20 protein-coding genes are annotated in these 20,180 nt (G+C 68.6%); 13 read left to right on the top strand and 7 right to left on the bottom strand.

What is annotated here, in order from left to right:
• Positions 1-69: 69 nt before the first annotated feature.
• The 4 genes from WIX39_RS04680 to WIX39_RS04665 all read left to right on the top strand — a co-directional run bounded on the left by WIX39_RS04680 (position 70) and on the right by WIX39_RS04665 (position 5,314).
• Positions 70-990 carry a 3-keto-5-aminohexanoate cleavage protein gene (locus tag WIX39_RS04680; protein ID WP_081267300.1) on the top strand — a complete coding sequence of 307 codons (921 nt, stop codon included), beginning with the start codon at positions 70-72 and terminating at the stop codon, positions 988-990.
• A 38-nt stretch (positions 991-1,028) separates the two neighbouring features.
• A complete protein-coding gene (locus WIX39_RS04675; RefSeq protein ID WP_106936238.1) occupies positions 1,029-2,237 on the top strand; it encodes an ABC transporter substrate-binding protein in 1,209 nt (402 codons plus the stop codon).
• Positions 2,234-3,181 (top strand): 3-hydroxyacyl-CoA dehydrogenase NAD-binding domain-containing protein, encoded by a 948-nt coding sequence (locus WIX39_RS04670; RefSeq protein ID WP_199851868.1) that lies wholly within the window; start codon positions 2,234-2,236, stop codon positions 3,179-3,181. The genes WIX39_RS04675 and WIX39_RS04670 overlap by 4 nt, the downstream gene beginning before the upstream one ends.
• Positions 3,182-3,499: 318 nt before the next feature.
• Positions 3,500-5,314 carry a feruloyl-CoA synthase gene (locus tag WIX39_RS04665; RefSeq protein ID WP_106936240.1) on the top strand — a complete coding sequence of 605 codons (1,815 nt, stop codon included), beginning with the start codon at positions 3,500-3,502 and terminating at the stop codon, positions 5,312-5,314.
• A gap of 82 nt (positions 5,315-5,396) precedes the next feature.
• On the opposite strand, the gene WIX39_RS04660 is transcribed toward WIX39_RS04665, so the two are convergent.
• Complete coding sequence (locus WIX39_RS04660; RefSeq protein WP_106936241.1) at positions 5,397-6,203, bottom strand: PaaX family transcriptional regulator; 807 nt, start codon at positions 6,201-6,203, stop codon at positions 5,397-5,399.
• A gap of 77 nt (positions 6,204-6,280) precedes the next feature.
• On the opposite strand from WIX39_RS04660, the gene WIX39_RS04655 reads away from it, so the two are divergent.
• Positions 6,281-7,063, top strand: coding sequence for a crotonase/enoyl-CoA hydratase family protein (locus tag WIX39_RS04655; protein ID WP_106936242.1), 783 nt, complete (start codon positions 6,281-6,283; stop codon positions 7,061-7,063).
• A 5-nt stretch (positions 7,064-7,068) separates the two neighbouring features.
• On the opposite strand, the gene WIX39_RS04650 is transcribed toward WIX39_RS04655, so the two are convergent.
• On the bottom strand, positions 7,069-8,406 hold the full coding sequence (locus WIX39_RS04650) for an AsmA-like C-terminal region-containing protein (RefSeq protein ID WP_106936243.1): 1,338 nt from the start codon (positions 8,404-8,406) through the stop codon (positions 7,069-7,071).
• Between the two features lie 87 nt (positions 8,407-8,493).
• On the opposite strand from WIX39_RS04650, the gene WIX39_RS04645 reads away from it, so the two are divergent.
• From WIX39_RS04645 to minE, 5 genes are all read left to right on the top strand, one after another.
• The gene (locus WIX39_RS04645; protein ID WP_081267295.1) at positions 8,494-8,916 is read left to right on the top strand and encodes a hotdog fold thioesterase; all 423 of its coding nucleotides are present in this window, start codon (positions 8,494-8,496) and stop codon (positions 8,914-8,916) included.
• A 135-nt stretch (positions 8,917-9,051) separates the two neighbouring features.
• The gene (locus WIX39_RS04640) at positions 9,052-10,335 is read left to right on the top strand and encodes a solute carrier family 23 protein (RefSeq protein WP_081267294.1); all 1,284 of its coding nucleotides are present in this window, start codon (positions 9,052-9,054) and stop codon (positions 10,333-10,335) included.
• A 100-nt stretch (positions 10,336-10,435) separates the two neighbouring features.
• Positions 10,436-11,209: a septum site-determining protein MinC gene (gene minC / locus WIX39_RS04635; RefSeq protein WP_106936244.1), complete on the top strand. Its 774-nt coding sequence runs from the start codon at positions 10,436-10,438 to the stop codon at positions 11,207-11,209.
• A gap of 70 nt (positions 11,210-11,279) precedes the next feature.
• A complete protein-coding gene (gene minD / locus WIX39_RS04630; protein ID WP_081269792.1) occupies positions 11,280-12,095 on the top strand; it encodes a septum site-determining protein MinD in 816 nt (271 codons plus the stop codon).
• A gap of 3 nt (positions 12,096-12,098) precedes the next feature.
• Positions 12,099-12,377, top strand: coding sequence for a cell division topological specificity factor MinE (gene minE / locus WIX39_RS04625; protein WP_081269713.1), 279 nt, complete (start codon positions 12,099-12,101; stop codon positions 12,375-12,377).
• On the opposite strand, the gene WIX39_RS04620 is transcribed toward minE, so the two are convergent.
• On the bottom strand, positions 12,334-13,992 hold the full coding sequence (locus tag WIX39_RS04620; RefSeq protein ID WP_106936245.1) for a rhodanese-like domain-containing protein: 1,659 nt from the start codon (positions 13,990-13,992) through the stop codon (positions 12,334-12,336). The genes minE and WIX39_RS04620 overlap by 44 nt on opposite strands.
• A 459-nt stretch (positions 13,993-14,451) precedes the next feature.
• Between WIX39_RS04620 and WIX39_RS04615 the strand changes: the two genes are divergently transcribed.
• Positions 14,452-15,390, top strand: coding sequence for a fatty acid desaturase (locus WIX39_RS04615; protein WP_106936246.1), 939 nt, complete (start codon positions 14,452-14,454; stop codon positions 15,388-15,390).
• A gap of 10 nt (positions 15,391-15,400) precedes the next feature.
• Here WIX39_RS04615 and WIX39_RS04610 read toward each other — a convergent pair whose 3' ends face one another.
• Positions 15,401-16,324 (bottom strand): alpha/beta hydrolase, encoded by a 924-nt coding sequence (locus tag WIX39_RS04610; protein ID WP_106936247.1) that lies wholly within the window; start codon positions 16,322-16,324, stop codon positions 15,401-15,403.
• A 221-nt stretch (positions 16,325-16,545) separates the two neighbouring features.
• Positions 16,546-17,148, bottom strand: coding sequence for a TetR/AcrR family transcriptional regulator (locus tag WIX39_RS04605; RefSeq protein WP_106936248.1), 603 nt, complete (start codon positions 17,146-17,148; stop codon positions 16,546-16,548).
• Between the two features lie 179 nt (positions 17,149-17,327).
• Between WIX39_RS04605 and WIX39_RS04600 the strand changes: the two genes are divergently transcribed.
• Positions 17,328-18,272 (top strand): CysB family HTH-type transcriptional regulator, encoded by a 945-nt coding sequence (locus tag WIX39_RS04600; protein ID WP_081269718.1) that lies wholly within the window; start codon positions 17,328-17,330, stop codon positions 18,270-18,272.
• Positions 18,273-18,399: 127 nt separating this feature from the next.
• The gene (locus WIX39_RS04595; protein WP_081269719.1) at positions 18,400-18,663 is read left to right on the top strand and encodes a hypothetical protein; all 264 of its coding nucleotides are present in this window, start codon (positions 18,400-18,402) and stop codon (positions 18,661-18,663) included.
• 78 nt (positions 18,664-18,741) lie between these two features.
• On the opposite strand, the gene WIX39_RS04590 is transcribed toward WIX39_RS04595, so the two are convergent.
• On the bottom strand, positions 18,742-19,185 hold the full coding sequence (locus tag WIX39_RS04590; RefSeq protein ID WP_081269720.1) for an RcnB family protein: 444 nt from the start codon (positions 19,183-19,185) through the stop codon (positions 18,742-18,744).
• Between the two features lie 78 nt (positions 19,186-19,263).
• A complete protein-coding gene (locus tag WIX39_RS04585; protein WP_409194593.1) occupies positions 19,264-20,151 on the bottom strand; it encodes a VOC family protein in 888 nt (295 codons plus the stop codon).
• Positions 20,152-20,180: the final 29 nt, after the last annotated feature.

Genomic DNA, 20,180 nt, shown 5'->3' with positions numbered 1-20,180 from the left:
TGACTGAGTGCAAACGCGCCTCAAAAAATAATGGCGCGCCCCCATGAAAGACACCAGGAGCCACCGACCATGTCGAAGCGCAAAGTGATCGTGACCATCGCCCCCACCGGCGGCATGGCGCACAAGTCGCAGAACCCCAACCTGCCCACGCAGCCCGCCGAGATCGCGGCCGACGTGCTGCGCTGCTGGAACGCCGGCGCCAGCGTGGTGGCCATCCACGCCCGCCGCCCCGACGACGGCGCCACCTGCAATGCCGACGTGTACCGCGACATCAACAGCCGCATCCGCGCGGGCGGCAGCGACATCGTCATCAACAACTCCACCGGCGGCGGCGTGCACGGCGACATGGTGAAGCCGCTGGCGGGCGACCGCTGGGAGATTGCCTGGGAAGAACGCATCAAGGGCATGGATGCCGGCGCCGAGATGTGCACGCTCGACGCGACCACGCTCAACCTGAGCTTCGAGGGCAAGCAGATCCTGATGGACACGCCCATCACCCGCGGCCGCGAGCTGGCCGCCGGCATGAAGGCGCGCGGCATCAAGCCCGAGTGGGAGGTGTTCAGCCCCACGCACATCCTGCAGGACACGACCACGCTGATCCAGGAAGGCCACGACGACGAGCCCTACTTCATCAACCTGGTGATGAACGTGCACCGCAACTTCCAGAATGCGATGCCGTATTCGCCGCGCTTCCTGCAGATGATGGTCGACACCCTGCCCAAGGGCAGCATCTTCTGCGTGAGCGGCATCGGCCCCTCGCAGCTCGAGGCCAACGTGGCGGCGCTGCTGCTGGGCGGGCATGCGCGCGTGGGGCTGGAAGACAACCTCTACTTCCGCCAGGGCGAGCTGGCCACCAACGTGCAGCTCACCGAGCGCATCGTGCGGGTGATCCGCGAGCTCGACATGGAAGTGGCAACCCCTGCGGAGGCGCGCCAGATGATGGGCCTGCCGCGCACGGGCACGCCGCGGCCCGAGTTCGCATTGGGCTGAGCGACAAACAAAAGAACAACGAACGGAGACAAGAGCACATGAACACTTCCCGCACCGCACTGGCCCTGGCGCTCGGCACGGCATTCGCCGCAGGCGCCTCGGCACAGGTGTCAGACGACGTGATCCGCATCGGCTTCATCAGCGACATGTCGGGCATCTACCGCGACTACGACGGCCCGGCCGGCGCCGAGGCCATCCGCATGGCCATCGCGGACATGGGCGGCGCCATCGGCGGCAAGAAGATCGAGCTGGTCACGGCCGACCACCAGAACAAGCCCGACATCGCCGCCGCCAAGGCGCGCGAATGGTTCGACGTGCAGAAGGTCGACATGCTGATCGGCGGCGTCAACTCGGGCGCGGCCATTGCCATGGCCGGCGTGGCCGCGGACAAGAAGAAGCCGTACTTCGTGGTGGGCTCGGGCGCGTCGAGCCTCACCAACGAGTACTGCTCGCCCTACACGGTGCACTACGCCTACGACACGGTGGCCATGGCGCGCGGCACCGCGAGCGCGGTGGTCAAGGCCGGCGGCAAGAGCTGGTACTTCGTGGCGGCCGACTACGCCTTCGGCGCGGCGCTGCAGAACGACGCGACCAAGACCGTGCTGGCCAGCGGCGGCACGGTGGCGGGCTCGGTCAAGCACCCGCTGGGCGCGAGCGATTTCTCGTCCTTCATGCTGCAGGCGCAGAACTCGAAGGCGCAGGTGCTGGCCCTGGCCAACGCGGGCGGCGACACGGTGAACGCCATCAAGTCGGCGGCGGAGTTCGGCCTCGGCAAGAACATGAAGCTGGCGGGCATGATCATCACCATCAACGACGTGCATGCGCTGGGCTTGAAGGCTTCGCAGGGCATGTACCTCACCGACAGCTGGTACTGGAACCAGAGCCCCGAGTCGCGCGAGTGGTCGCGCCGCTTCTTCGACAAGCACAAGCGCATGCCCTCCTCCTTCCATGCCGGCGACTACTCGGCCGCGCTGCAGTACCTGCAGGCGGTGAAGGCCGCGGGCAGCGACGATGCCGACAAGGTGATGGCGCAACTGCGCAAGACGAAGTTCAACGACATGTTCGTCAAGGGCGGCTGGCTGCGAGACGACGGGCTGATGGTGCACGACATGCACCTGATGCAGGTGAAGACCCCGGCCGAGTCGAAGGAGCCGTGGGACTATTACAAGGTGGTCGAGCCGATCCGCGGCGAGGCCGCATGGACGACCAAGGCGGAGAGCCGCTGCACGCGGTGGAAATCGACATGAGCACATCCCTGGACGTGAAGCGCGTGGCGGTGGTCGGCACCGGCGTGATCGGTGCGAGCTGGGCCGCGTACTTTCTGGCGCACGGGCTCGACGTGAACGCGACCGATCCGTCGCCCGGCGCCGAGGAGCGGCTGCGCGCGGCGGTGGCGCAGCACTGGCCCACGCTGGAGCGCTTCGGCCTGGCGCCGGGCGCGTCGGTCGACCGGCTGCGCTTTCACGACAGCCTGGAAGACGCCGTGTCGGTGGCCGACTTCGTGCAGGAGAACGGTCCCGAGCGCATGGATTTCAAGATCGACCTGTTCCGACGCATGGACGCCGCGGCGCCGCCGGAGACCATCCTCGCATCGAGTTCGTCGGGCCTGGCGATCAGCGGCGTGCAGTCGGGTTGCGCGCATCCGCAGCGCGTGGTGCTGGGGCATCCGTTCAACCCGCCGCACCTGATTCCGCTGGTGGAGGTGATCGGCGGCGCGCAGACGTCGGCCGAGGTCATCGAGCGCACGATGGCGTTCTATGCGGCCATCGGCAAGCGGCCGATCCATGTGAAGCGCGAGGTCAAGGGCCACATCGCGAACCGGCTGCAGGCTGCGCTGTGGCGCGAAGCTTTTCATCTGGTCGATGAGGGTGTGGCGAGCGTGGCCGACATCGACACGGCCATTGCGCACGGCCCCGGCCTGCGCTGGGCGGTGATGGGTCCGTTCATGAATCTGCATCTGTCGGGTGGCGCGGGCGGCATCGAGCATGTGCTGGCGCATCTGGGCGGACCGATCGAGGACTGGTGGAAGGACCTGGGCGAGCCGTCGATGACGGCGCAGCTGAAGCAGAAGGTGAAGGAAGGTGCGGACGAGGCGCTGGGGCAACGCCGCACGGCGGACCTTGAAGCGGTGCGCGACAACCTGCTGTTAGACCTGATTCGCGCGAAGGCTGATAGCGGCAAGCTTGAATAGGTCGGGGCCTTGCTTGGCTCTTGTCGTGCTGTGAGCGGCTTGTTCGGGGCGCGCTCACGCCGACGGGGTACCTTGCTCCGCGAATGTCTCCCGGGCTTCGCCCTCCTCCTTTATTTCGCTGCGCAAGGCACCCCATCGGCGTGATCGTTGTACAGAGCGGTCGTTGATCGGCCAGTACGAGAGCCGCGCTCGTTGTGCACAGGGCACCGGGTACTCCCCGCAGCGAAATAAAGGAGGAGGCCGAAGGCCGGGGGACATTCGCGGAGGGGAGTACCCGGTGCCCTGTGCACGCACCACGAACAACCCGGAACACAAAAAATGACCGATTTCCTGAACGACGAAAACCTGATCGCCCCACCCCGCACGGTACGCATCGACTTCGACGACGGCTCGTTCGCGTTGCGCTCGCCGGTGGCGCTGAGGCCGTATGCGCGCTGCATCGGCGAATGGATCGAACGCTGGGCGCGCGAGACACCCGACGCGCTGGCCCTCGCCGAGCGCGAGGAGGCCGGCGAAGGCTGGCGCAAGCTCGACTACCGTGCATTGCGACAGGCAGTCGGCGCGGTCGCGCAGGCGCTGCTCGACATGAAGCTGCCGGCGAACCAGCCGGTCGTGATCCTCTCGGACAACGCCATCGACCACGCGGTGCTGATGCTCGCGGCCATGCACGTGGGCCGTACCGCGTGCTCGCTTTCCAGCGCCTACTCGCGCATGGCCAAAGACCCGTCGCGGCTGCACGGCATGCTGCAGGCGCTGAAGCCGGCACTCATCTATGCATCGGACGCCAGGGTCTACGGCGGCTCGCTCGCGGGCTGCGGCGTGGAGGCGGCCACGGTGTTCAGCCGCAATGCCGGTGCGCATCCGGGTGCCATCGCGTTCGAGCAGTTGCTCGCGGCGCAAGAAACGCCCGCCGTCATGCAGGCCTTTGCCAACGTGCTGCCCGACACGCATGCCAAGTACCTGCTGACCTCCGGCTCCACCGGCAAGCCCAAGGTGGTCATCAACACGCAACGCATGCTGTGCGCCAACCAGCAGATGATGGCGCAGACATGGCGCTTCCTCGCGCAGGAGGCGCCGGTGCTGGTCGACTGGCTGCCCTGGAGCCACACCTTCGGCGGCAACCACAACCTGCACATGGTGCTGTGCCACGGCGGCGCGCTCTACATCGACGAAGGCCGGCCCGCGCCGGGCCTGATCGAGAAGACGGTGCGCAACCTGCGCGAGGTGAAGCCCACGCTGCTGTTCAACGTGCCGCGCGGCTTCGACATGCTGCTGCCTTTTCTCGAAGCCGACGACGCGCTGGCCGCCGAGGTGTTCTCGCGGCTGCGGCTCGCGTTCTACGCGGCGGCGGCGCTCGCGCCCTCCACATGGCAGCGGCTCGAAGCCGTGGCGAGGCGCGTGCGGCCCACGCGGCCGCTGTGGCTCACCACTTCCTGGGGCGCGACGGAGACTTCGCCCGCCATCACCTCCGCGCACTGGAAGCTCGACGGCGCCGGCTGCATCGGCGCGCCGCTGCCGGGGCTGGAGCTGAAGTTCGTGCCCAACGGCGAGAAGCTGGAGATGCGCGTCAAGGGCGTCTCGGTGTTCCCCGGCTATCGCGACGCGCCGCGCGAAACCGCCGATGCCTTCGACGCAGAAGGCTACTACCGCATCGGCGATGCCGGCTATCTCGCGAACCCGGCGCAGCCCGCGCAGGGCGTGATCTTCAACGGCCGCGTGGCGGAAGACTTCAAACTCTCCAGCGGCACCTGGGTGTCGGTGGGCACGCTGCGCGTGAAGCTGGTGTCGATGCTCGCGCCGCATGCGCAGGACGTGGTGCTCACCGGCCACGACCGCGACGAGATCGGCATGCTGGTGTTCACGAGCCCGCAAGGCGCCGCGTTGCCGCCGGAAGCCATGGACGAGCGCATCGCCAGCGTGCTGCGTTCGCTGCGCGACGAAGGCGCGGGCTCCTCGCAGTGCCCGGCCTGCGCGCTGGTGCTGGCCGAGCCGCCGAGCCTCGATGCGGGCGAGATCACCGACAAGGGCTACATCAACCAGCGCGCGGTGCTGACGCGGCGCGCGGCCGAGGTGGAAAGGCTGCACGCTCGCGGACCCGCGGGCGATGCGCGCGTGGTACGGCTCGACTTCTGATTGCCCGGTGAAGGCAGAGGCAGGTGCTCCGCGGGTCATGAAGTAAGGCGTGGTGCAGTTCGACGAACTGCGCGCTGAAAAGCTACGGCAGCGCCAACCACTTGCGCCACAAGACCAGCGCCTTGTCCTGGTAGCGGCGGGTGGCGGCGAGCAGCTCGGCGCGCGGCGCGGGCGACATGAGTTCGGCCGGCAGCAGCGGATCGCGGATGAGGTGCGCGATCACGGCGCGCCCCAGCAGCAGCGACTCGCGCATGGCCACTTCGAGCCGCTGGGTGCGCAACCGTTTCTCGCTGCGCTCCAGGCCCGCCTGCAGGCGGCGGCAATCGGCCGCAAGAGCGCGCACGTTCCACAGCTTGCGCGCGGCGGCCTGCGCGGCATCGTCCAGGTCGGCCAGCCGGAACACCAGCGCGCTCGGCGACAGCCCCAGGGCTGCAAGCTGCACGCGCTCGCCCTCCAGCCCGCCCGCGAGGTTGTCGGGCCGGATGTGCAGCCCCGGCCGCAGCGCCGCAAAGCCGCGCAGCGAGAGCGCCAGGGCGTGGTGGCGCCAGGCCGTCTTGTCGGCGCGCGGCACGCCGGCGTCGTGCACGGCGAGCCAGTCGCCGCGCCATGCGACGGTCTGCGCCTGCTTGTGACGCCAGTCGTCGACCGCGCGCGACAGCGCCGGGCCATCGCGGTTGAGCGCGTAGCTGCCTCGCTCGCCGCGCGCGATCTTGCCCTCGGCCGCGAGCCGCGTCAGGCCCACGCGCAGCGTCGACTCCCCGATGCCCATGAGCTCGCCCGCGCGGCACAGCGCCTGCGAACTCAGCGTGCCGCCGTCGGCCACCAGCAGGTCGAGGATCAGCTCCGGGGCGCTGGGGATGGCCACCGGCACATTACATACTTTGTCCATGATTGCGAAAGAGAGAAATATTTCCTAGGATGCAGCCGAGCGATCGCTAATGTAATTTAGCCCTAAAGGATGCACACATGGCCATGCAGTACGTGACGTACGACGTGGAGCGCACGGTCTGCACCATCACGCTGAACCGTCCGGAAAAGCGCAATGCGGTCGACGGCGTCGTGGCCGCCGGACTGCGCCAGGCCTTCGAGCGTTTCGAGGCCGACGACGCGCTTCGCGTTGCGGTGCTGGCCGGCGCGGGCGGCAACTTCTGCGCGGGCGCCGACCTCTCGGCCGTGGGCGACCCGGCCCGGCGCAACGAGCTCGACCCCGAAGGCGGCGGCAGCGGGCCGATGGGGCCGACGCGCATGGCGCTGTCGAAGCCGCTCATCGCGGCGGTGAACGGCTATGCGGTGGCGGGCGGCCTCGAACTCGCGCTGCTGGCCGACCTGCGCGTGGCCGACGACGACGCGGTGTTCGGCGTGTTCTGCCGCCGCTGGGGCGTGCCGCTGATCGACGGCGGCACGGTACGGCTGCCGCGCATCGTGGGCATGGGGCGCGCGCTCGACATGATTCTCTCGGGCCGTCCGGTAGGCGCGGCCGAGGCGCTGGCGATGGGCCTGGTCAACCGGGTGACGCCGCCCGGCGGCGCGCTGGCCGCCGCGCAGGAACTGGCCCACCAGCTTGCCGCCTTCCCGCAGCAATGCATGCTGGCCGACCGCCGCTCCGCCTACGGGCAGTGGGACATGCCGCTGGCCGAAGCGCTGCGCCGCGAAGGCGCGCAAGGCGTGCCGATGGTCTTTGCCGAGGGCGAAACCGGCGCCGCGCGTTTTGCCGGCGGCGCGGGCCGCCACGGCGAGTTCGGGCGCTGAAGCCCTCAGCGCCCCGGCGCGGGCCTGGACGGCTTCGGCTTCGGCTTGTTGCCGCCGAACATCTTCTCCACCTGCTGCCCTATGCGCGCGCCGATGGCCGTGCCCACGCCCGGCAGCACCGCGCTGCCGATGGCCGCGCCGGTGAGCGCGGCACCTGTCAGCGAGAGCTCGGGGTCGCTCACAGTGCCGCCTATCTTGAGCGGCACGCCGACCACGCCGTCGACCAGGTCCACCGCGATCTCGCCGTCGAGCTTGCGGTTGAACAGCTTCAGGCTGCCGCTTGCGGTGAGCACGCCCGAGCGGGCCTTGAGGTTGGAGTACTGCAGCACCACGCCGTTGTCGGTGCCCTGGGTGTCGAGCGTGCCCGTGAGCTCGTCCAGTTGCGTGCGGCCGCCGCGGCTGATGCCGGCGGTGCTCACCGCCTTGGCCACGTCCAGCTTGGTGAGCGTGGCGGGCTGCACCGAGAAGGTGGTGCGGGTGTGCAGGTTGCGGACCAGCGCGCTCACCTCCTCGGCGCTGCCCGCCTCGGCCACCAGCGTGGAATGGCCGGAGACCTTGCCGGCCACCGAAGTGCGGCGGTCGAAGGCCTGCACCAGGCTTTCGATGTCGACCTGGCGCGGGTCGAGCTCGGCCGACACGCGCAGCTTGCCGTTGGCCAGGGTCTCGAAGCGCGCGACGCCGTTCAAGGTGCCGCCGCCCACGTCGATGCGGGTGCGCCAGCGGTCCTGCCCCGCTTCGCGGTCCAGCCGCAGGCGCGCAGGCGGCAAGGGCGACGCCAGGCCGGCGCGCTCCACCCGGGCCTGGCGCGGGCGCCACTGGGGGTCGAAGACGATGTCGCCGTCGTAGGCCAGCGCGATGTCGCGCCGGTCGATCCAGGTCAGGTCGCGCCAGCGCACCCGTTCCACAGGCACCGGTGCCAGGGTCCACGGTGCCGGCAGCGCCACGGGCGCCGCGCCCTCGGCGGGCTTGGGCCCCTTGCCGCGAAAGGCCCGCACCGACGCGCTGGGCAGCACCAGGCTTTCGATCTCGACATCGTCCAGCGCAATGACGCGGTGCAGCAGCGGAGCCAGCTTGAGCCGCAGTGTGACCTGCCGCAGGGTGATGGGCCGGGGTTGCCCGGTGGCGACGTCGGACAGCACCAGCATGGGCATCGGCAGCAGCGACCAGTGGGCGCTGCCTATCTTCAGCGGCACGCCGAAGCGCTGCTCGAAGCCTTCGGCGATCTTCGCGGCCACCTCGTCGTCGGTGGGCAGCTTCGCGCGCACCACCAGAACCAGGGCGCCGACGCCGATCACCAGGACGGCGGCAATGCCGAGGAGCCAGCGGCGGACGGAGTGCTTCATCGATCCAAGTTAACACGCAAAGGCGACTGCCGTTGTCAGCCGCCGTCGCTATAGTTTTAGCCACCTACTACAGGAAAGAAGAACCGAATGCGTATCTGGAAAAAAGAAATCTCCGTCGAGGAGCTGACCCGCAACCACGTCGGCACCGCCGTCTCGACGCTGGGCATGGAGTTCCTGGAGGTGGGCGACGACTTCATCCGCGCCCGCTGCCCGGTCGACGAGCGCACCCGCCAGCCCTACGGCATCCTGCACGGCGGCGTGTCGGTGGTGCTGGCCGAAACGCTGGGTTCCTGCGGCGCCCACTACTCCGCCCCCGAAGGCGACCGCGCGGTGGGGCTGGACATCAACGCGAACCACATCCGCTCGGTCACCAGCGGCTGGGTCATCGGCACGGCGCGGCCGGTGCACCGGGGCCGCACCACGCAGGTCTGGCAGATCGACCTGACCAACGAAGCGGGCGAGCTGACCTGCGTCTCGCGCATCACGATGGCGGTGCTGCAGCCGCGCTGAGGGCGGCGGTCTTCTTTCTCCGGCGCAGGGTGCGTGCCGGTGTTCAGGGCGGGGTTCATCACCCACAATCACGCCCCGGGAAAGCCGGGACGTCCCGGCCACCGAGCACCACACCCAACAAGAGGAGATAGAAGAATGTTCAACTGGACTGAACGGCCTGCGTCCGCACTGGCCAACGGCGCGGTCATCGCGCCCGACGAGCGGCTGCCCTGGCTGCAGACCGGCGCCATGGGCGTGCAGCACGTCATCGCCATGTTCGGCGCCACGGTGCTGGCGCCGATCCTGATGGGCTTCAGCCCCAACATCGCGATCCTGATGAGCGGCATCGGCACGCTCATCTTCTATTTCGTGACCGGCGGCAAGGTGCCCAGCTACCTGGGGTCGAGCTTCGCCTTCATCGGCGTGGTGATCGCGGCCAGCGGCTACGCGGGCAAGGGACCCAACGCCAACATCGCGGTGGCGCTGGGGGGCATCGTGGCCTGCGGGGTGGTTTACATCCTGATCGGGGCCATCGTGCAGGCCGTGGGCACGGGCTGGATCGAGCGCTTCATGCCGCCGGTGGTCACTGGCGCGGTGGTGGCGGTGATCGGGCTCAACCTGGCGGGCGTGCCGATCAAGAACATGGCGGCCAGCAACTTCGATTCGTGGATGCAGGCCGTGACCTTCCTGTGCGTCGGGCTGGTGGCGGTGTTCACGCGCGGCATGCTGCAGCGCCTGCTGATCCTGGTCGGGCTGATCCTGGCCACGCTGGTCTACGCGGTGCTGACCAACGGCATGGGGCTGGGCAAGCCTGTCGACCTGAGCGGCATCGCCAACGCGGCCTGGGTCGGCCTGCCGACCTTCACCGCGCCGGTGTTCACGGCCAACGCGATGCTGCTGATCGCCCCGGTGGCGATCATCCTGGTGGCGGAGAACCTCGGCCACCTGAAGGCGGTGACGGCCATGACCGGGCGCAACCTGGACGCCTACATGGGCCGCGCCTTCATCGGCGACGGCATCGCCACCGTGGTGAGCGGCAGCGCCGGCGGCACGGGCGTGACCACCTACGCCGAGAACATCGGCGTGATGGCCGCCACGCGCATCTACTCCACCGCAGTGTTCGTGGTGGCGGCGCTCATTGCGCTGGTGCTGGGCTTCAGCCCGAAGTTCGGCGCGCTGATCCAGGCGATTCCGCTGCCGGTGATGGGCGGCGTGAGCATCGTGGTGTTCGGCTTGATCGCCATTGCCGGCGCCAAGATCTGGGTCGACAACAAGGTGGACTTCTCGCAGAACAAGAACCTGATCGTGGCGGCCATCACGCTGATCATCGGCACCGGCGACTTCACGCTGAAGTTCGGCGACTTCGCCCTGGGCGGCATCGGGACCGCCACCTTCGGCGCGATCATCCTGTACGCGCTGCTGGGCCGCACGAAGAACTGAGCGCACGAAGCGTGGACCGGGGGGCCTGGTGTAACGCCCGGTCACCCGGGTTTGGCTGGCGCCCGTTAGACTCCAACGCTTTTCGCACCGACGTTTTCCAATGGCCGATGTCTCCGCCGCGCGCACCAAGGCGGTTTTCGAATTCAAGAGCGCCACGCTGCCGCTGATCGCAGTGATCCTCAAGACGTCCGACCTGGACGTGCTGGCCGAGGCGCTCGACGCCCAGCTGGCGGATTCGCCCGATTTCTTCGAGCAGGAGCCGGTGGTGATCGACCTCTCGCTGCTGCAGGAAGCACAGGGCGAGAGCGGCGAGGCCGCCGGCGACATCGACTTCGCCGCCCTGCGCAGCCTGCTGGCGCGCCACCAGACCCAGCCCATCGCGGTGCGCGGCGGCAATGCCGCCCAGCACGCCGCGGCGCGCGCCGCCGGCCTGTCGGTGGCGGCCATGCCTGCCGCGCCGGCGCCGCGCGCCCCCGCCCCGCCGGCCGAACCGCCCGCGTCCGAAGCCCCGCAGATCGTGCGCGAAGTGCCGGTGCCGGCCAACGGCACGCTGCTGATCGACAAGCCGCTGCGCTCGGGCCAGCAGGTCTACGCCCGCGGCGGCGACGTGGTGGTGACGGCGGTGGTGAGCTTCGGTGCCGAGGTCATCGCCGACGGCAACGTGCACGTGTACGCGCCGCTGCGCGGCAAGGCCATTGCCGGCGCGCGCGGCAACACCGAGGCCCGGATCTTCTCGACCTGCATGGAAGCCCAGCTGGTGGCCATCGCCGGCATCTACCGGACCAACGAAGTGGCGCTGCCCGACTCGGTGCTGGGAAAATCGGCCCAGGTGCGCCTGGACGGCAAAAAAATAGCGATCGACCCCATTCCCTGAGCCCCTGCTGGCTCACGGAACGCGGCGACCCTGACAACCAACAACTGAATCGAAACAAGAAGGAATGGCCATGGCCAAAATTGTGGTGGTGACTTCGGGCAAGGGCGGCGTCGGCAAGACGACCACCAGCGCCAGCTTCGCATCCGGACTCGCGCTCGCGGGCAAGAAGACGGCGGTGATCGACTTCGACGTGGGCCTGCGCAACCTGGACCTGATCATGGGCTGCGAACGCCGCGTGGTGTACGACCTGATCAACGTCATCCAGGGCGAAGCCAACCTGAGCCAGGCCCTCATCAAGGACAAGCAGTGCGACAACCTGTTCGTGCTGGCCGCCTCGCAGACGCGCGACAAGGAAGCGCTCACGCAGGAAGGCGTCGAGAAGGTGCTCGCCGACCTCGCCGCGATGGACTTCGAGTACATCGTCTGCGACTCGCCCGCCGGCATCGAGACCGGCGCCATGATGGCGATGCACTTCGCCGACGAGGCGCTGGTGGTCACCAACCCCGAGGTGTCCTCGGTGCGCGACTCGGACCGCATCCTGGGCATGCTCAGCAGCAAGACCAAGCGCGCCAAGGACGGCGGCGACCCCATCAAGGAGCACCTGCTCATCACCCGCTACAACCCGAACCGCGTGGCGGGCGGGCAGATGCTGTCGCTGGAAGACATCCAGGACATCCTGCGCATCAAGCTGATCGGCGTGATTCCCGAGTCGGAGAGCGTGCTGCACGCTTCCAACCAGGGCGTGCCGGCGATCCACGACAAGGAAACCGACGTGGCGCAGGCCTACAGCGACGTGGTGGCGCGCTTCCTGGGCGAAGAGAAGCCGATGCGCTTCGTCGACGCCGAGAAGCCCGGCTTCTTCAAGCGGATTTTCGGAGGCAAGTAGGCCATGTCCTTTCTCTCGTTCCTGCTGGGCGAAAAGAAGAAGACTGCCAGCGTCGCGAAGGAGCGGCTGCAGATCATCCTCGCCCACGAGCGGTCCAGCCTCAGCGGCAAGAAGCGGCCCGACTACCTGCCCGAACTCCAGCGCGAGCTGGTGGCGGTGATTTCCAAGTACGTGTCGATCAACGCGGAAGACATCAAGGTGCACCTGGAGACCCAGGACAACCTCGAAGTGCTCGACATCAAGATCGAGCTGCCCGACCCTGCGCCGGCGCCCGCGCGCTGAGCGCAAAGAAGCGAAAGCGCACGGACGGGTCCTGCAGGACCCGTTCGGCCAGCGCGCGTTCCCACGCCAGGTAGTCGGCCCAGGCCGCATCGCGGCGCGGGCCGAAGACGCGCATCACCGAGCCCCAGTCGTCGTCGAAGGGGGTGAGCAGCCGGGACGGCACCAAATCGGTCGAAAGCGGCCGTCCTGAAGCCTCCCAGCCCTGCGTTCCACCCTGGAGCCAGCTGAACACCGCCCCTGAATCCTGCTGCCAGCGCTGGTGCGCGTCGCGCGCCACGCGGGCCGCGGCCATGCCGTCGGGCGAGGTGAAGACCAGCGTGCGCCCGGGAACGGCATGGGCGGCAAGCGGCGCGAGCGAGGCCGGCAGCATGTAGAGCGCGCCGGGCAGATGGCCGCGTTCGTAATCGAGGCTCGGGCCCACGTCGACCACGGTGACAGCGCCGTTGCTGCGCAGACGGGCCAATGCCTCGGGGGTGAGCGGAGCCGGGGCATCCTTGAGCGACATGGCGGGCGCGGGCGGCGCCTGATCGGGTGCCAGCTCGCCATCGAAGACGTAGACCTCGGCCTGGTTGAGCTGGGTGAGCCAGAAGCTCGTGACGGCGGCGCGCAACCGGTGGGCCTGGTCGTCGAGCAGCACGATGCGCGCGCCGCGCGTAGCGACGAGGTTCTCGAAGTGCATCAGCAGTTGCCCGCCTGGCACCTGCCGCACGCCGGTGCCTGAGAAGGCCGGATCGGCGGCGGGACGCACGTCGAATACGTAGAGGGTGCGTGCATCGTCGTCGCGCCAGCGGGCGAGCCGCGCGGCATCGGCCAGGGGCAGCCCGAAACGCTCGATCAGGTCGTCGGCGATCCGGCGCAGCACGTCGGGAGATTCGGGCGGCAGTTCGTCGTCGGGGGCGGCGTTCTGCACGGTCGGTGCGCCTTGCAGGCCCCAGGCCATGACGCCGTCTTCGACGAACACCGCGTCGGGCGCACGGCCCAGCAGCCGCAGCGTGGTGGCGCCGACGATGCCGCGCGTGCGGCTGAAGCAGTTGATGGCCCAGAGGTGGTCGGCCCCGCTCGGCTCGAAGCGCCGCAGGGCCAGTTCGGTGCCCGCATGGTTGCGCGCGCCGGGCAGCGAGAGAAACCTGAACTCGGCCTGCGGCCGCGCGTCGACGAGCGTGGTCGGCCGGCCTTCGCGCTGGCGTTCCCGCAGCGCCTCGACGGGCAGGCCCGGCGTGCCGTAGTGCAGCCGGGCGCGGTCGCCGAAGGCCTTGACCAGCGTGCCGTAGCCGTCGATGGCGGGCAGGCCCTCGGACAGCCAGCGCTGCAGGCCGCCTTCGAGGTTTCGCACGTCGGTGTAGCCCAGCCGGGCGAGCACGGCTGCGGCGGCCTGGCCCACGCCGTCGGTTGCGCCGTGGTCGTCGTAGAGCACGACGGGGGTGGTGCGGCGCGGCACCAGCACCTCGATCTGCAGCTCGAAGCCGCTGAAGGGCACGTTGCGCGCGAGGTTGGGGTGCCGCTCGACGAAGAAGCGGGTTTCGCGCACGTCGAGCAGTGCGAGTTCTGCGGCTGGCTCTGCCAGGAGCAGGGCTTGCAGTTCTGTCGGGACGATGGTCTTTGTGATGCTGCTCATTGAGGCTCTGGTTTTTTCGGGGCGCGTGCACAGGCCACCGGGTACTCCCCTCCGCGAATGTCCCCCGGGCTTCGCCCTCCTCCTTTATTTCGCTGCGGGGAGCACCCGGCGCCCTGTGCACATGGACGCAGCGCTCATGCGAGCCGATCGACAAGTGCTCTGAACGATCACGACGGCGGGGTGCTCTGCGCAGCGAAATAAAGGAGGAGGCCGCAGGCCGGGGGACATTCGCGGAGCAAGGTACCCCGTCGGCGTGAGCGCACCCCGAACAATAGATTTCAGTTCGGCTGATTACCAGCCCGCTTCACGAGTGACGCCAACGCACGCGGGAGCGCGGAGAAAGCGCTCTAGCTTAGGCCTCGCCCCTGGCCGCGCGGAACGAAGTTTCGCGACCATGCTTATGCGAAAAGCGCGCATGCAAGACGCCGCTTGCTACCTAGCATCGCAGTCCTTCCCATCATGACTTCGACCGCCGTACCGAACCCCGCCAGGACCACACCCGTGCGCCGCCACTGGTGGTGGCACTACGAAGTGCCCACCCTGCTGCTGGCCGCCGCGCTGTACGTTGCCTGGGCCGCGCTGCTGTGGTGGCACGCGGCGCTGCCGGGCTGGGCCCTGTTCGTGGCCGGGGGCTTTCTCGCGCAGCTGCATTCCTCGCTGCAGCACGAGAGCATCCACGCGATGCGCCACCTGCCCCGGTGGCTGCGCCATGCGGTGGTGTGGCCGCCGCTGAACCTGTGGCTGCCCTACCCGTTCTACAACCGCGGGCACAGCTCGCACCACGTCAACTACCACCTCACGCACCCCGAGCGCGACAACGAAAGCGCCTACCACTCGGCACCCGCGTGGGCGGCCTACGGGCCGGCGTGGCGGTGCATCTACATGGCGAACCAGACGATCGCCTTCCGCGTGGTGCTGGGGCCGTTTCTCCGGCTCTGGAAGCTGGTCGGCTTCGAAACGGGCCAGGTGCTGTCGGGCAATTTCTCGAGGCTGCCGACATGGGGCTGGCATGCACTGAGCGTGGCGCCGGTGCTGTACTGCGTGACCGCGGTCTGCGGCATGGGCCTGGGCGAGTACCTGCTGTACTTCGTGTATCCCGGCATGATGCTGGGCTCGCTGCGCACCTTCACCGAACACCGCTGGGCCGACACGCCGCACGAGCGCGTGGCCATCGTGGAGTCGAACCTCGTGTTCGGGCTGCTGTACCTCTTCAACAACCTGCACCACGTGCACCACCGCGCGCCGACCATGCCCTGGTACGAGATCCCGGTGTACTTCCGCAAGCACCGCGCGGCGGTGCTGGAGGCGAACGGCAACTTCTACTACCGGGGCTACGGGGAGATCGTGCGGCGGCACCTGTTCAGGCCGGTGTTCACGCCGGTTCACCCGGCCTGGTAGCACGCCGCCTTCAATCGGGCGCCGTCACGAAGCGAGCGACCCGCGCCAGCACCTCGGCCTCCTTGAGGATGCGGCGATGGCCCCAGCCCTGCGTTTCCATCAACTGCGCGCGGCCGATCGCATCGCGGTAGGCCTCGGCGTCGGCAAAGCGGTTCACGCGGTCGTCCCTGTCGTGCACGATCAACGTGCGCTGCGAGATGCGCGGCCCCACGGCGGCGGGCTCCAGCTGGGGCATCAGGACGCCTTCGCGCGCCTCGAACAGCCGCTGCATCGCCAGGCGCGTGGTTTCGCTGAGCCCGAAGGTGTGCGCGAAATAGCGCGTGTATTCGCGTGGCGATGCGGGCGGCGCGAGCAGCACGAGCCGCTCTGCCGGCAAGCCCCGCGACGCCGCGAGCGCAAGGCCGTTGGCACCCAGCGAATGCGCGACGGCCGCGCGCAGCGCATGGCCGTCGGCCGCGAGCCGCGCCGCGACATACGCAATGGCCCGCGCGAACTGCGGCGAGTTGCTCATCGTGCCGGCGCTGCGGCCGTGCGCCGGCAGCTCGAGCAGCACGGGCCGCAGGCCGGCATCGGCCACGGCCTGCGCGAGCGGCAGCATCTGCCCCGCATGGCCGCCCCAGCCGTGCACCAGCAGCACCACGGGCGCCGACTCGGCCCCCGAGTCCTGCGCGGCCAGGTGATAAATGCCGACGCTCGCGTCCTCGAAAGCCCAGCCCTCGCGCCGCCACTCGGCACCCGGCCCCTGCGCCCGGTACAGCCACTTGGGCGGCAGCGGCGTGCCGAACAGGCGGTAAGCGGCACGCACGCCCAGCGCGGGCCACAGCCGTTGCGACGTGGTCAGGCCGAAGCGCAGCGTGCGCATCACGCGTCCCGGCCGATAGTAGTTCGACTGCGCGGCATGGCCGGCGGCGGAGGTTGTGGAAGTGCCTGTCATGGCGGGAGCTCCTTCGGCTGCGGGGGTCAGTACCAGACCCAGTCACGGTTGCTGCGGGGCAGGCTGCACAGGGTGTCGCGCACGCAACGGGCACCGGTGACGAGCGCATAGGCGGCGAGGACGAGGGCAATGATCAGCATGATGCTTCTCCTTTTTATCGCACGGCTGTGCGAAATATTGGCAAATGAGGACATCGGGAATCCGCCTGCGTCTCGAGCAGCTCAGGCGCGATAGCTGGAAAGAATGCGCCGCCAGGAGTGCGTGGCGCGGTCGGCGGCCTGCGGGTCGCGCAGGAAGCGCGCGTCGTGCAGCTGGGTCATCATCACGCCGTTGAGCTCGCTCACGAGCTGCGCAGGGTCGGTGTCGGCCTTGAGTTCGCCGGTCTCGACAGCCTGCAGCACGGTGCGGCGCAGCGCGGCGCGCCAGCGCGTGATCTCGTCGAACAGCAGGTCGCGCAGCTCGCCTTCGCGGTCGTCGAACTCGAAGGCGCCGGCCATGTAGAGGCAGCCAGTGTGCATTTCGACGTCGCGGGTGCGGGCGATCCAGCGCGCGACGATCTCTTCGAGCCGGGGCAGGCCCTTGGGCTTCTGCATGGCGGGCACGAACACGTCGGCCAGGAAGCCGCGGCCGTATTCCTCGATGACGGCCTTCTGCAGCGCCTCGCGCGAACCCACGCGCGAGAACACGCCGCTCTTCGACAGGCCCAGCCGGCTGGCCACGGCCTGCAGCGTGATCGCTTCCAGGCCTTCGGCCAGCGCAAGGTTCATCGCAGCGCCGACGATGGCGGCGCGGGTGAGTTCGCTTTTCTGGGTCTTGGCGTCCATGCGGCAAACTTTAGCACAGCCGTGCGAAAACTCAAGCCGGGGCTCTCGAAGCAGCTCTGGGAGCCTTAAAGATGTTTTGCTCATGTGAAACCAACAAACGCATCGTTCCCCGAATAAGCAGTTCTGCCGAGAATCTCCGGTCGGCTCCAACCGGGGCCCCCGACACTCTTGCGCGCCAGATGAACTTCCAACAACTGCGCTCGGTACGCGAGGCCGTTCGTTGCGGCTTCAACCTGACCGAAGTCGCCCACACCCTTCACACTTCGCAGCCCGGCGTGAGCCGGCAGATCCGCGAGCTCGAGGAAGAGCTCGGCATCGAGCTGTTCGTGCGCGCCGGCAAGCGGCTTACCGGCCTCACCGAGCCCGGCGGGCATGTGCTGCCGATCATCGAGCGCATGCTGATGGAGAGCAGCAACCTCAAGCACGCGGGCCAGGAATTCATCGCGCAGCAAAGCGGGCTGCTGTCGGTGGCGGCCACGCACTCGCAGGCGCGCTATGCGATGCCGGTGGCGGTGCAGGAATTCCGCGCGCAGTTCCCGAACGTGAAGCTGCACCTGCACCAGGGCTCGCCCAAGCAGATCGCGCAGATGCTGCTCGACGGCGAGGCCGACGTGGGCATCGCCACCGAGGCGCTGGGCGACTATCCGCAACTGGTCGCCCTGCCCTGCTACCGCTGGACGCACTCGGTGATCGTCCCGCCGGGGCATCCGCTGCTCGACGCGCCGCTCACGCTCGATGCGCTCACGCGCTATCCGCTCATCACCTACGACACCGGCTTCACCGGCCGTTCGCGCATCGACGAGGCCTTCGAGCAGCGCGGGCTGGAGCCCAACATCGTGCTGGCCGCGATGGATGCCGACGTCATCAAGACCTACGTGCAACTGGGCCTGGGCGTGGGCATCGTGGCCGGCGTGGCCTACGAAGCCGAGCGCGACACCCAGTTGCGCGCGCTCGACGCGGGGCGGCTCTTCGGCATCAACCTCACCAAGCTCGCTGTAAGGCGGGGCACCTACCTGCGCAAGTACGTGTATGCCTTCATCGAATCGTTCGCGCCCACGCTGACGCGGGCGGTGGTCGAAAAGGCCCTGGGAGACGAGGCCAAAGCCTCGCACTACGAAATCTAGAGCCTGTCCAGTGGCGTTTGGGGGGTGTGTACCGGGGACGACAGAAAGGTTAAAAAAGAAGAATGCAGCTTCACACAGGCGGCGTACATTCGGGTTAATTCCCTGGCTTCCTGGAAACGGATCAGCAATGGCATCGACCCCGCAGCAGCAGCAACAGCAAACAAGGGCCGCCCTCAAGGCCGCCGATGCCGCGGAGCGGCGCGAACGGCTCAGACGGGCCCTGCCCGCCACGGTCGAATTGCTGCAGAGCCGCCAGGCCGACCGCATCGACGACGCCGACATCGATGCGTACGTGAGCCTCAACTGGCTCGAATGGCACGGCGGCGGGCTGCGCCTGACCATCACGGGCCGCAACGTCTGCGCCCAATCGGCACCTACCGCGCTGGTCTGAAAAAAACGCCGCAAGCCTTGCGGCCTGCGGCGTGGTTTCTGCAGTGCTGTTTCGCCCAATGGCCGAAACAGCGTCTGTTTACTGGCCTGCGATGATGTTCGCGATCACGCCGGTGGCAATGGCAGCGAGCACGAAGTCTCCGCCCACGCCCACCCACTGGTATCCACGGGGCGGCTGCTGCAGCCGGTAGGCACGCCAGTCCTGCACCACGTAGTTGCGGCCACGGTACTCGGGCGGCACGCGGCCACCACGGCGCCATTCGGCGTGCGGTTGCGGGAAGCCGCGGCGATCGAACTGGCGGCCGTCACGGAAGTCCTGGTTGCCGCGGTAGCCCGGCGGGCCGCCACGGTGATCGAAATTGGGGCCACGGTGATCGAAGTTGGGACCACGCTGTTCGAAGCGTCCGTCGCCAGGGCCGGGACGGCCGTCGAAGCGTCGATCCTGCGCGACGGCGCTGCCGGCGGCCATGCACATTGCCAGTGCCGCTGCGGCAACGGCCATGCTCTTTGACTTGATGTTCATCTGGAATCCTCCATGCGTTGATGAGACGAGTCCATTGTGTGCCCCGCATGTGTCCGCAACGACCGCTTCAGGTCGCAGTCAGGTGAAATCAGGTAAGCGCTGGTATCCGCGCGGGGCCTTGTCCTTCACGCGGTCCAGCGGCGGCAGGTCGAGTTCGATCAACGCGCCATGGGTGCGGGCAAGATCGAAGGCGCCGGTCGATTGCGGCCGGTCTGTGTGCAGCACCAGCGCATAGGGCCCTTCTCCGCGCGCGGCGATGCGCTGCGTGAGCGTGTCGCTGCCTTCACCCGCGTGTGCCGCGTTCTCGCGTGGGGACGACAGCACCAGCACGCTGCCGCCCAGCACGATGACCGCCACGCGCACGTTGCTGCCCGGCAGCGCCACGGGGTTGCCGATGTGCGTGCCAGCATCTTCAGCGTCAGTGCCCAGCAAGGCGCGGTAGCGCGCCAGCGTCGCATCGAGGTCGCGCACCGCAACGGCCAGGCTCGCCACGCCGAGCGCGCCGTTCGCATGCACGCGCACCTTGCCCTCGGGCACGCGCAACGCGCGCGGCGTGAGGTCGCCGCACAGGAAAGGCAGGTCGGCCGAGGGCGCACGCGCCGTCTGCCAGCGCAGGCGTTCGCCGTCGGGCCGCACGCGGCCGCCGTCGAGAGGACCTTCCAGCACCAGGCCGCGCTCCTTCGCGCCAGCGACCGTGGCCGCGGTGTCGCGCGGCAGCAGCGCGAAGTCGACGATGCCCTCGCCGTGCTTCTGCAGCAGCTGCCACCAGCGTTCGCCGGGAGAAGCTTCGCGCCATGCGATCAGCTCGAAGTAGCTGCCGTCGCCGAAAACCACCAGCGCGTTGTGGGTGGCGCGGCCCGGATGGTCACCGCCGCGCAGCACGTGGAAGCCGAGTGCGCCGTAGTCGGCGATGGTGCGTTCGAGGTCGTGCACCGCAATGACGATGTGGTCGAGTTTCAATGGCATGTGTGGGTTCTCTTTGGGAGCTTTCGCTG

The sequence above is a fragment of the Variovorax sp. AB1(2024) genome (assembly GCF_037482385.2).
Lineage (GTDB): Bacteria > Pseudomonadota > Gammaproteobacteria > Burkholderiales > Burkholderiaceae_C > Variovorax.
Note: the sequence above shows the minus strand (reverse complement) of the source record. Positions and strands in the feature narration are given on the sequence as shown.